The 10,617-nt window shown below is 48.7% G+C and carries 14 protein-coding genes and 3 tRNA genes; 10 read left to right on the top strand and 7 right to left on the bottom strand.

Annotated features, from left to right (window positions below; genetic code table 11):
- Window positions 1-686 precede the first annotated feature (686 nt).
- The 7 genes from LBO03_04565 to LBO03_04535 all read left to right on the top strand — a co-directional run bounded on the left by LBO03_04565 (window position 687) and on the right by LBO03_04535 (window position 3,773).
- Window positions 687-989 carry a hypothetical protein gene (locus LBO03_04565; protein ID MDR3348862.1) on the top strand — a complete coding sequence of 101 codons (303 nt, stop codon included), beginning with the start codon at window positions 687-689 and terminating at the stop codon, window positions 987-989.
- A gap of 1 nt (window position 990) precedes the next feature.
- Window positions 991-1,695: a hypothetical protein gene (locus LBO03_04560; GenBank protein ID MDR3348861.1), complete on the top strand. Its 705-nt coding sequence runs from the start codon at window positions 991-993 to the stop codon at window positions 1,693-1,695.
- Between the two features lie 17 nt (window positions 1,696-1,712).
- Window positions 1,713-1,988 (top strand): hypothetical protein, encoded by a 276-nt coding sequence (locus LBO03_04555; GenBank protein ID MDR3348860.1) that lies wholly within the window; start codon window positions 1,713-1,715, stop codon window positions 1,986-1,988.
- Window positions 1,985-2,542: an N-acetylmuramoyl-L-alanine amidase gene (locus tag LBO03_04550; protein MDR3348859.1), complete on the top strand. Its 558-nt coding sequence runs from the start codon at window positions 1,985-1,987 to the stop codon at window positions 2,540-2,542. Before LBO03_04555 ends, LBO03_04550 begins: the two co-directional genes overlap by 4 nt.
- A 19-nt stretch (window positions 2,543-2,561) precedes the next feature.
- The gene (locus LBO03_04545) at window positions 2,562-2,756 is read left to right on the top strand and encodes a hypothetical protein (protein ID MDR3348858.1); all 195 of its coding nucleotides are present in this window, start codon (window positions 2,562-2,564) and stop codon (window positions 2,754-2,756) included.
- 52 nt (window positions 2,757-2,808) lie between these two features.
- Window positions 2,809-3,318, top strand: coding sequence for a hypothetical protein (locus LBO03_04540; protein MDR3348857.1), 510 nt, complete (start codon window positions 2,809-2,811; stop codon window positions 3,316-3,318).
- 62 nt (window positions 3,319-3,380) lie between these two features.
- A complete protein-coding gene (locus LBO03_04535; GenBank protein MDR3348856.1) occupies window positions 3,381-3,773 on the top strand; it encodes a hypothetical protein in 393 nt (130 codons plus the stop codon).
- 22 nt (window positions 3,774-3,795) lie between these two features.
- Here the strand turns inward: LBO03_04535 and LBO03_04530 are convergent, their stop codons facing one another.
- A complete protein-coding gene (locus LBO03_04530; protein MDR3348855.1) occupies window positions 3,796-4,263 on the bottom strand; it encodes a zinc ribbon domain-containing protein in 468 nt (155 codons plus the stop codon).
- A gap of 201 nt (window positions 4,264-4,464) precedes the next feature.
- On the opposite strand from LBO03_04530, the gene LBO03_04525 reads away from it, so the two are divergent.
- The 3 genes from LBO03_04525 to LBO03_04515 all read left to right on the top strand — a co-directional run bounded on the left by LBO03_04525 (window position 4,465) and on the right by LBO03_04515 (window position 4,801).
- Window positions 4,465-4,541, top strand: a tRNA-Pro gene (locus LBO03_04525).
- Between the two features lie 103 nt (window positions 4,542-4,644).
- Window positions 4,645-4,718 (top strand) — tRNA-Gly (locus LBO03_04520).
- A 6-nt stretch (window positions 4,719-4,724) separates the two neighbouring features.
- Window positions 4,725-4,801: transfer RNA gene (locus LBO03_04515), tRNA-Arg, on the top strand.
- A 100-nt stretch (window positions 4,802-4,901) separates the two neighbouring features.
- Here the strand turns inward: LBO03_04515 and LBO03_04510 are convergent.
- The 6 genes from LBO03_04510 to LBO03_04485 all read right to left on the bottom strand — a co-directional run bounded on the left by LBO03_04510 (window position 4,902) and on the right by LBO03_04485 (window position 10,475).
- Window positions 4,902-6,005 (bottom strand): site-specific integrase, encoded by a 1,104-nt coding sequence (locus tag LBO03_04510; GenBank protein MDR3348854.1) that lies wholly within the window; start codon window positions 6,003-6,005, stop codon window positions 4,902-4,904.
- 17 nt (window positions 6,006-6,022) lie between these two features.
- Complete coding sequence (locus tag LBO03_04505; protein MDR3348853.1) at window positions 6,023-6,460, bottom strand: hypothetical protein; 438 nt, start codon at window positions 6,458-6,460, stop codon at window positions 6,023-6,025.
- A 50-nt stretch (window positions 6,461-6,510) separates the two neighbouring features.
- Window positions 6,511-6,675: a thermonuclease family protein gene (locus LBO03_04500; GenBank protein ID MDR3348852.1), complete on the bottom strand. Its 165-nt coding sequence runs from the start codon at window positions 6,673-6,675 to the stop codon at window positions 6,511-6,513.
- 139 nt (window positions 6,676-6,814) lie between these two features.
- Window positions 6,815-8,281: a hypothetical protein gene (locus LBO03_04495; GenBank protein MDR3348851.1), complete on the bottom strand. Its 1,467-nt coding sequence runs from the start codon at window positions 8,279-8,281 to the stop codon at window positions 6,815-6,817.
- Window positions 8,275-10,299, bottom strand: a complete 2,025-nt coding sequence (locus LBO03_04490; GenBank protein ID MDR3348850.1) for an N-6 DNA methylase — start codon at window positions 10,297-10,299, stop codon at window positions 8,275-8,277. The genes LBO03_04495 and LBO03_04490 overlap by 7 nt, the downstream gene beginning before the upstream one ends.
- A 26-nt stretch (window positions 10,300-10,325) precedes the next feature.
- The gene (locus LBO03_04485) at window positions 10,326-10,475 is read right to left on the bottom strand and encodes a hypothetical protein (protein MDR3348849.1); all 150 of its coding nucleotides are present in this window, start codon (window positions 10,473-10,475) and stop codon (window positions 10,326-10,328) included.
- Window positions 10,476-10,617 lie beyond the last annotated feature (142 nt).

Raw genomic sequence — 10,617 nt, 5'->3', positions numbered from 1 at the left:
TACAGGACGGGCAGGCGGCATTTGACGGCACGATGCGGCTAAGGACGGAGTACGAATACCCCTTCGGCGAGCCGCAGGCTTTGGGCGAAGGGTTTTTGTTTGAGCTTGAACTTGACTTCGCGAAGTTCAAAAGCGTCGAAAGCATAGCATAAGGGGGATGGGGCATGGCCAATATAACGAAGGACAATTTCATCGCGGCCGCAAGGTTCAAAGAGACCGGCATAACAGACAAGGCCGGGAACACGTGGAACTACGCCGCGTAGTGGGGGGCGACTGAAAAATGGGAATCATCCATCTACTCAACATGCAAGGAAACCTATCGGATAGCGGGGCGCGGAAGGCCAGAGCCAATGGTTTTGCATGTCTCAAGCTGGCAACGCGTCAAATTATTTAAATCAACCCAAAGGCACGCCACAGTTTGGCACGGACGCCGCGCTTGGCAAATATTTGCTTGGAAGCAACAATTGGCTGCTTTGCGCTATAAACCCTGTTTTCACCTTGAAAAATTTTACCGTTGAGATTATGTTTAGACCCAATATCAATAAGGCCATAAGCGTCTTGTCAATGACCGGCGGATCTTCCAGCACGGTAGGGTTTGAATGGAATCCGTCTTATTTCCAAGTAAGATATAACAATTTCAGCTATGTAGGTTCATCCAGCATTAACAACGGGATACAACAAAACGCATGGAACCATGTCGCCTATGTCGCAAGCGGCGGCGCGGCGGCGCTGCGGCTAAAGGTTCCACTAACGGAGTTTTGCGCGTTGCGCACAATTTCCCCGAAACCGACCCATCCATTCCCCTTTTTGCGTTCAGCATGCACGGCGATTATATAGACAACAACCAAAACGATCCCATACGAAAAACCCCGGACATCGCGTATATCTACATTACTGACGAGGCCAAGTGGAGCGGCAATTTCACCGTGCCGGAAGGAAGGTACGGTGAATCAAAGCGCATCTACGTAGTAGCGGGGGGAGATGATTGAAATGGCGACTGCCAACGAAGCCTACGCCCTCGTGGAAGGGGAGTTCGTCAAAATCGCCGACGACTGGACGGCTTTGAGCGACGAAGAAAAGGCGGCGCTTTTTGAGGGCGTCGACGCCGGGACACCGGAAACCGTGGGCGACCTTGTCGCGCTGGGCAAAGTAAAAGTGTACCAATACGGCGATTCCGACGAACAGCCGCCTCCGCTTGTCCTCACGGCCGTGCCGCACGCCAAAACCGTGCTTCCCGAAGGGCTTATCTCCACCGAGCCTTTCGAGGCGGTCAACGGCATAACCTTCACCGGCACGTTCGCGGCGGACAGCGGCGGGTTCGTGAAGTTCGCCTTTACCACCGACAACGAGAACTACAAAACATGGGACGGCGCAGCCTGGCAGCCGCTTGCCCTTACGGACTTCGCCACGGGCGGCATGACGGCGGCAGAAGTACACGCGCTGGACGCGGCGGCCTTTGACGCGCTGCTCGAGGGGGCGGAGGGTTTCGGCACGGGGATTTACATCTCGCAGGAAACCGTGGCCGACAACCTCAACGTGGACGCGCTGACCGTCAGCGCCGACATGAAAGGCTCGTGGACGGGCGCGGTTCACGGGCAGGAGTTCACCTATGGCTTTTACGGCGCGGGGACGATGGCCGTAACGCTCGCCGCGGCGGGGACCTACAAAATAAACTACGACAAGGGCGGGCAGTAGCCAAGGGGGTGAAGTCGTTGAGCCTTTTCGACCTTATAAGCACGATAGACGAAACAGGCAGATGCCATTTCAGCCTGACCGAGATGGCGGCGCTCGCGCTTTTCGCCTCGCCCACCGTCATGGCCTGGTACCTGCTCCTAAGCGGCGCGGACTGGGCGCACTTCCCGGAGTATTGCTTTTACTCCATCGGCGGGGCGGTTTCGGCCAAGGCGACCAAGGGCGGCGTGGGCGCGGTCACGAGCTACTATCAGGGCAGGCAGTATCAAGGCAACCAAGGAGGGAAAACATTTTGAAAGTATTCATCAACGCCGGCCACGCGCCGGACGGCAACCCCGACCCCGGGGCAATCGGCCCCACCGGGCTAAGGGAGTGCGATGTAAATTACTGTGTTGGCCGGTATCTTGGGGACTATCTAAGGCAAGCCGGCTGCGAGGTGGAGGGCTTGCAACACGACAGCCTCCGGGCCGTGTGCGACGCGTCCAACGCCTATGATCCGGATTGCTTCATATCCATCCATTGCAACGCCTTTACCAACCCGCAAGCCAAGGGCATGGAGATATATACCACTCCGGGCCGGACGGAAGCCGATACCCTGGCAAGCCGTATCATGGGGCAGCTGGAAGGGGAATTTCCCGCCCTCGCCGTGCGCGGCGACTGGTCGGACGGGGACGTGGACAAAGAGGCCGGACTTTACGTGCTGCTCCATACCGACGCGCCCGCCGTGCTGATAGAGCTGGCATTCATATCCAACGAGCACGAGGAGGCGCTTCTAAGAACGCCGGAAGCGCAAAAGCGGTACGCGGCGGCCATAGCGCGGGGCATCATGGACTGGCTGCGGAACAGATAAAAAAAGGAGGGGAAATATAATGAAAAACTTTGTGCAAAAAATTCTCGACCGGACGGACATCGACGAAAAAATCCTAGCCGAGGTCGGCAAGCTGGGGGACAAGGCGCGGGAAGAGCTGGCGAAATACAGCGGCCGGCGCGTAAAGAAAGCGGCCATCGTCGCCGGAGTGTCGGGGCTTGCAATTGGGGCGGCGATAGGGATATGGCTGGGATAGCCATGGACTTGATAAAAACCCTCGCCGCCGCCCTGCCGCCGACACGCGAAAAGTGGAAAAATCCGTTGAAATTCCCATCCAGGCCGTGGCCGAAACCAGAGTTGCATATATAGAGCGCGCCGCCGATGAGCGCGCCCAGGTAAAAATTGACACGCCGGCGCCGCAGGTGGTTGCCCGGGTCAACGGCCGGGATTTCACTTTTGACAGCGTTTCCGGCGAGAAACACGCCTTTGAAAAAGGCCAATTGGTGGTGCGGCAGGAAAGTGCCGCCAGCCTCGCGCTGGCCGCCTGGTCGGGCATCAGGGTCAGCGCCCTGCAAGCAGAGCTCGGGCGGCTGCGCTCGGACGTCAAGATGCTGGACGTGCAGCACAACCTTACCAAAGCCGAGCTTTTCCTGCGCACCGACCTGTCCTATGTGGACGAATCCATCCGCGGCTACTACGAAAAGCTTATCAAGGAGTCCCTGGACGCCGCTCCCGGTCATCCTGACTCCGCAGCATTTGTCCATCCGTGGACGGCACAGGCGCGCGGCGTGGACGGGCGATTTCCAAGAGAAAGATAGCCCCCGTCGTCTTTGCGAGGAGCCAAGCGACGCGGCAATCCATGAAATCACGGGGGGGCAAAATGGTGGACGAAAAGCGGCTCATAACCGTGGCCGAGGCGGCGAAACTGGAAAATATATCCGAACGGGCCATGCGTATGCGCATTGATAGCAATAATGTAAAAGCCGAACAATACAAATGCGCATCCGGCGTGCCGGGCGGCAAGCAGTGGCTCATCGACTTTGGCGGCAGTTCAAGTGCGCTGCATTGCAATATGGTCTTCTATCTATTGCCGACAATATATAAGTCAATACATCAAAGGCTAAACGGAAACAATGGGCGATTAGCGGTGCGCTGTCGCCTCATACTTCCGGCGACGCCCCCTCATGTGGTTGCCGCGTTTTTTGAGAGTATGTACAAGTTGCACAAAATCAAGGAGCTTAAGAGCGTGTTTTTCTACGCGAAAACTTCTTAAAATTTGTTGTCTCGGGCTTGACTTATGCGTCCTCGTAGATTTTTATAAACAGCGTGTCGAGTTCCGCGATACGCCGCTCATTTCTGGCAAGCAACTTGCGGTGAGATTTTGCAGCATCAGCTTGCTGAACCTCGCTGTCAGCGCGGAGTTTCGCCACGAACTCCGATTCGTTGATTTTGGCGTATTCGGTAACCCTGCGAATGGTTTTCAGTATCAGCTCCCGCACAACTGACGTGCGTATGAAGTGAATACTGCACACATCCACGAATTTTGCGGCGTTCTTGCGGTAATTCTCGCACTCGTAAGTGTCCACAGGCCAAATGCGTTTGCCGTTTCTATCGGTGGTGTAGTCGCTCCTGCGGTTGTGCAACCTCCCGCCGCAATCAGCGCAAATCAGCAAGCCTGTCAGCGGATTCGGCGCGTGTTCCTCCATCGGACGGCGCACCACACGCCGCAGTTTCTGCGCCAGTTCCCACGTTTCGGTGTCCACAATGGCGGGCATCGCTCCCTCGAAAACTATCATATCTTCAATGATAACGCTTTTCCCTATGGTTTTCTATTTTCTTTTTCTGTTGCATTTCATTTTACAATGAACCCGCTTTCCCAAACCGGATGGCGCCGCCGTCGGCAATGGCCGAATTCCCATTCGCAATTGACAAATATAGCGCAATAATATAAAATGAATTTCATTCGGGGCGTAGCTCAGTTTGGCAGAGCACCTGCCTTGGGAGCAGGGGGCCGCAGGTTCAAATCCTGCCGCTCCGACCATAAAAAGTTATGAAATACGCTCCGCTTTGAGAAAGCTTTGGTCTTTGCCGAAGGCAGAGCCTGTTCATAACAACAAACATCGGCGATTTTGCGTTGTGTCCGCGCGGGTGTAACTCAATGGTAGAGTTCCAGCCTTCCAAGCTGGCTACGTGGGTTCGATTCCCATCACCCGCTCCAATTTTGGACCCAGTAGCTCAGCCGGATAGAGCAACGGCCTTCTAAGCCGTGGGCCGGGGGTTCGAATCCCTCCTGGGTCGCCAGCAAAATAGCGGCCGTTTGCATTTCGGGCTACTGTAAAACCGTTGGTCTGGGCTACAAATGGGCTACGACATAAATAAAAAATAGTCCTCTTGGCGAGGACTATTTTTTGTATAGGCCATCAATTTTATCGGCGATTTTTTTGTCTTGCTCCGGCCGTGCATGGGCATACAGGTCGAGCGTGTGGCTTATCCTTGCGTGTCCGAGCCTGGCCGAAACGTCGGCTATCGCTATGTCGCCGTCCGCCAAGAGCGTCGTGGCGTGCGTATGGCGCAGTTTGTGCAGGCTTCGATATTTTATATGGGCAACGCCCTTTTGCCGGTTGTACGCGGCTATCAGTTCTTCCCATGCCCTTATGACATTGCGCTTGTATAGCTGGTTGCCGGTTCTGGTTTTAAATATCAGGCCTTCGCCATGCGGCAATGATTTTATCGCATCCAAAACGGACAAGGGAAAGGATATTTTCCTTTTCCCTTTTACCGTTTTCACGTCGCCGATTCTTGCGCCGTAAGTCTTGGTTTCTTCTGCGGAGTTTTTTATGAATATTGTTCTTTTTTCCAAGTCGACGTCTTCCCATTTAAGAGCAAGTATTTCGCCAATTCGCGCGCCGGTCATCGCCAAGAGGCAGAAAAGAGGGTAGTACCTTGCCGAATGCCGCGGCGGCCTGTTTTTGCAAAATTCCAGGAGGGCGCAAACTTCTTCGGCCGCGAAGGTTGTTATTTCAGTCTTTTTAACTTTGGGCGCGGGCACGGCGTCAAGAGGATTGCGCATTATGTAATTGTTGTTGGCAGCTTGCCGCAGCGCGGCCTTTAGTAGCTGGTGCACTTTGTGCAAAGCGTTTTGGGACAGCTTGCTTGTGGAATAGAATTTTTGTACGGCATGGGGCTCCAGTTTTTGCAAAGGAATGGCATACAGCGGCTCCATGTGCGCGAAGCTGATTGCATACCGTTCGTATGTGTTTGTCCTGACTTTCGGCTTGGTGTATACGTCAAGCCATTCTTCCATCCAGTCGCCGACCGTGATTTTGGATGGCTCTTGAAACGTCCCTTTGTTGATTTCCGCCGACTGGCCGATCAGCCAGGAAGCGGCCTCGTCTTCGGACTTGAACCGCCGCCATTTGCGGTTCCCGCCCGGGGTGTCTATATACGCCCTCATGGAGCCGGGGCGGGCTTTGTCGGGGTACATGCCGCCGTGAAGTTTTGCCATGGTTTCACGCCTTAATTCTATTTATGATATTTTTCGTAGTAATCATAGGTAACCATAAACTTAGCCTCACCTATGCTATCAGGAATAATATTTATCCAATCACTTGGACGATTTGACGTGTAAAGTGAATTGCCTTCCTCATCATAATATGTATAAGATAAATCCCTGAAAGTTTGATTGGTGTAGTTATATTCCTCTTTACTTACGCAATAAGAGACAGAAATTGATAAATCAAGGTCTTTGGCAAGTTTTTTGCCATATTCTTCAATGTATTGCATTTTAATCCAGACAGAATAGGTTTTATCCCCTGTTTTCATGAATGATTTAGTGTCAAAAGAAAGATTGGAAACAATATTTTTGCTGTGTATGCCAGTATCTTGCCATCTGTAATTTGCGCTTGCCGTACTTGCGAATACGATAAAAAGGAGAAATAAAATAGACATCATCTTTTTCATACATGGCGCCTCTTTTACTTAAAAATTTTCAAATATTAACCCGTTATATTTCAGTTTTTCCACAAACCCCGTTCATTCTCCCGCGCTTCCGACTGGTACTGCCTGGACTGCTCGACATAGCGGACATTGGGCGGTATGGTCAGCAGTTGTGCGTAGCCTTCCAAAATCAGGACGGAATTGAACATTTTGCGCGTGTCTTGCTCGTCCTTGTCCAGCCAGACATACTCAGACTTTATTTTTGCAAAACAAAGAGAATTGATACTTGTTAAAAATAAAAAAATAACTAATGTTAAAAAGCCCTTATAATATTCTTCATGTTGATATCTTCTTGTCGCACTTCAAAAGAGTATCCGACTATTTCGCAAAAATCACTTCATCGTTCATTATTTGCAATGCTTTTTGTTCTAACTCATACGCTTCATAACGCAGTTGGTTTGCTTCAAGGGCAAGGCGGTTAATCTTGGCTTGTGTAGTGTCGTCTTTAAGTATCGGAAAAGGAATTTGCGCTACATGGTTCGCGTCAATTTCATCCACAACGCTCCCGTAAATATAGCGTGTTATCAGCGGATGGGCATAATCGGAAGATAAAAAAACGGCAATAAATCCAGCAATATTTTCATCGGCAGGAACTACTCTAATAATATGTTGACTTGCCGCCCAGTTTTCCCAATGTTTTGGAACAAGCGCAATTTTGCCAATGGTACCGCTACACGTTATTAATGTCATATTTTCATGCAATTCTAATTGATCTTTGATTCTTGTGCCATGCAGCGCAAGCGAAAGATATTTTTTATTTAATGGGTCAAGTTCGTGGATTTGTTTACCGCCAATGAATACCCGGCCTTGTCCTTCGTCTACATATATACGCTTGAAACGTCCGGGCAGGATAATTTTTTTGCTCACGCGCTTATCGCCAATAGTCGTTACTTCGTTGGCATGTTTGTAAAGATGTTTGGTTATCGCCGTTGCAATCGGGGCATGACAAGAAGCGTCCAACCTGCCAGCGACATCGGACAGCCTGACGCTGAAATTATTGGCTTCTGCGCCATCGCCAAACTGTTTTGTCTTTATTTCTTGTATTGGCGGCAACTTCAACGCCTCAACAAGCATTGTTGTTGCACGATCAATCAAGTCGTTTGATTCATCGCGTAACGCAAAGGAGCGCACAACCAGATCATTTATGCGCCTTTTTATATCCCAAGGCGGGTTTGGGGCGAAAATATTAGCGAGGTGTTCAGGTTCAATGTGCTTAATTACAGAGCCATATTGGTTAGTTTGGAGTATTGTATTGCCAACTTCTGAACGCAGATAAGCATATAAATAGCCGGCCATTCCGTCTTTAGGCGTTAGCCTAATAACATCGTCAGAATATACGGCATTTTCAAGCGTTTTGGACACCAATATTACTTTGCCGATTGTGCCGGAGCGCGTAAGCAAAACATCGCCAGCTATCAAACGAAGGTCATCGATTGCGTATTTGGTGATGGCCGATATATATTTATCTGTATGCGGGCGGATAGCCGTCATTTGTGAGGGCAGAAAAAATGGTACTCCGTTTACTGAATCGCTATAAATGCGTTTAAAGCGCCCTGGATAATACGCTCGTATTATTATTTCGGACAAAGGTAGGGTGCCATATTTGCAATTTGCGATTATTTCTCTGGCGTGTCTGCCGCCAATCTCAAACACGGAGGCTTCAAGGCGTTTTTTAGCCTTGAATATATCGGCGAGCGAAACGGCACACCACTTAATATCATCTTCCGGCAGTTCAGTAAAATGAATTTCCGGCAAAGATTTTTTTGCAGTCAGCGTGTCTACCATGCGATGCCTTCCGTGCTCATCCACTTCCTGAAGATTTTTGGTATTTCCGGCGTTTGGTCATCTTCAAGTTTTGTTTTTTGTTGCGTGGACACAGTTCTATTGCCATCGGCAGTATTGCCTAAAACAAGAACTTCACCAGTTTCGGGAACCAATATCTCGTTGCCATACTTGTCGCGCTTAAACACGGGATTGCCGCGTTTGTCATGGCCTATTTTTTCCACCATTGCCATAAAAATGTTGTAATCAGCCATATTGCCAGTTTTTTCTTCTTCGTCCATTTGTTCTTTTGTTTTCTTTTTTAAAAGCAGAATAGATGTCTGCGTACCATTATGAGGTTGAAATGTATCTGCGTGAAGATCAAGGCTGGCAATTATTATTGTGTTGCGGATTAGCCATTCCCGAATATAACCGAGACCGGGCGCCCCGAGAATAGAATCAGGCAACACGATCCCTAACCTGCCTCCCGGCTTTAGTAGTTGTACGCAACGCTCAATAAATAGTATTTCAGGAGGAACTTTTGATTGAAAACGCTTCGTCATGACCCAATTGCCTGTTTTGCCTTTATCTTCCCAAATATGCGCAAGGTCAAATTGTTTTAAAATGTTTTCGTCTTTAATCGGTATTTTGCTCCCGAACGGCGGGTTTGTAACAATAACGTCAAAAAAACCGATAGTATTTTGATTGCGGATGTTCGACTTATCAATGCCGAGCGCATCAGACAGTTTTTGTTTGAAGTCATCTGCCCATTCATGCGGCATCAACAAAGAATTAGTCTGCAAAATATTGCCGCTGCCGTCATTGTTCATAACCATATTCATTTTTGCGGCTTTCACAAGTTCAGGGCTAATGTCAAACCCGAAGAAATTGCGGCTGGCAATTTCCGAAACCCTATCCAGAAAGTTCTTTTTTTCATAATCGTTCCATTCATTTCGCGATTTGTCAATACTTTTGGAAAATTGCGCTTCAAGTTCAGCAATTACATGCGCCATAGCGCTTACAAGAAACCCGCCTGTTCCACACGAACTATCCAACACCCGTTCATTAAGTTTGGGATTGATCATTTCAACAACCATTTTCACTATGTTGCGCGGTGTGAAGAATTCCCCTCTATTCCCACGAAGGTTAGACCCCACTATTTCTTCGTAGGCTTTGCCCTTGATGTCAACATTTGTATTAAGCAGGCTGTACTTTTGCAATTCGCTGGTTATGTAGGCCAAGCTACGCGGACTAAGTAAAATTTCTTCGTTGGCTTCAAAAATTTTTCTGTATTTTTTCTTAACGGCGGCAAAAATTTTTGCGATGCGCTTTGTTACCGTAAGTTGCCCGTCCAAGCTCCTCCGCTCTTTTGAAGTCGCATAAAATTCAAGTGGCGCAGGGATATTCCGTTCATCTTCAATTTTGCAAAATATTATCTTTAAAAATTCAAAAAACGCATGTTGTTTTTGATGCCCATCGTTTGCGTAGATATAGTCATGACAGGTCTTAAAAACAAACAAAAGGTTATGCCCGGATGCGTTTTTAAGCGTGTTCCGCTTTGGCCTGTCTATGTCGTCAAGGCTTCCATCAGCCGATGGAATGTCATTATAATCCATGTAATCAATTTGGCCTTGATCGTTTATGAATTTTCTTAAAACCTCTTTTTGCTTGCCGTTTGTCCACATGCCCCATTCACAATTCGCGCAAGCTGACATATAGGACTTTAGTTGACGAATGCCTTCCTTGGCATGACGGATGTCCACGGTTTCTTTTTTGCACTCAATTATGATACGGATATTTTCCTGCTCATAATTGGCGCACGATTTGTCAAAAAGAACAACATCGGCTCTTGGTTTTCGCGAACCCAATTTTAGCGGGTGTTCAATTTTGATTTGGGACGGCAAATATTTATGTTCTTTAATAAGACGTTTCTCAATAGTCTGCCGAACATATTCTTCCGGGGTATCATTGCGAAATTTGCCATCAATATAGTCGCAAATTTTCCCGTCTGGAATGGTAATGAATTTTTTCTCTGCAAGCATTTTTCTTTATATTCCTTATTTATTATTCAAAACAGCGTCAACTGCGTTTGCCGTTCTTTCGTTTTGAAGTCTATGCTATATAAAGTGCTGGATTTAATTTCTGCTTTTTTTGCAAACTCGTTAATATTCGTTTTTTTCTCGGCAAGCAATGATTGTAATATATCAGCAATTCCCATAAAAATTTTACCTCAAACAAGGTCAGGATGCAAAAGAAGTTTTTGCGAAAACATGCTTAATTGTTTTGCATTTGCTTGCATTGGTGAAGCAACAAGGATTTTATCGTTTTCTTCTTTTACTGCGCCCTCAAATCCCATGCGG

The sequence above is a fragment of the Acidaminococcales bacterium genome, assembly GCA_031290885.1.
GTDB lineage: Bacteria > Bacillota > Negativicutes > Acidaminococcales > JAISLQ01 > JAISLQ01.
The sequence above is the reverse complement of the archived record's forward strand: the minus strand, read 5'-3'. Positions and strand labels throughout refer to the sequence as shown.

Excerpts from the sequence above, each read along its gene's own strand:
- LBO03_04565 (MDR3348862.1), top strand. The coding sequence starts at position 687 with ATGGAACCATGTCGCCTATGTCGCAAGCGGCGGCGCGGCGGCGCTGCG.
- LBO03_04560 (MDR3348861.1), top strand. The coding sequence starts at position 991 with ATGGCGACTGCCAACGAAGCCTACGCCCTCGTGGAAGGGGAGTTCGTC.
- LBO03_04545 (MDR3348858.1), top strand. The coding sequence starts at position 2,562 with ATGAAAAACTTTGTGCAAAAAATTCTCGACCGGACGGACATCGACGAA.
- LBO03_04535 (MDR3348856.1), top strand. The coding sequence starts at position 3,381 with ATGGTGGACGAAAAGCGGCTCATAACCGTGGCCGAGGCGGCGAAACTG.
- LBO03_04510 (MDR3348854.1), bottom strand. The coding sequence starts at position 6,005 with ATGGCAAAACTTCACGGCGGCATGTACCCCGACAAAGCCCGCCCCGGC.
- LBO03_04505 (MDR3348853.1), bottom strand. The coding sequence starts at position 6,460 with ATGAAAAAGATGATGTCTATTTTATTTCTCCTTTTTATCGTATTCGCA.
- LBO03_04495 (MDR3348851.1), bottom strand. The coding sequence starts at position 8,281 with ATGGTAGACACGCTGACTGCAAAAAAATCTTTGCCGGAAATTCATTTT.
- LBO03_04490 (MDR3348850.1), bottom strand. The coding sequence starts at position 10,299 with ATGCTTGCAGAGAAAAAATTCATTACCATTCCAGACGGGAAAATTTGC.
- LBO03_04485 (MDR3348849.1), bottom strand. The coding sequence starts at position 10,475 with ATGGGAATTGCTGATATATTACAATCATTGCTTGCCGAGAAAAAAACG.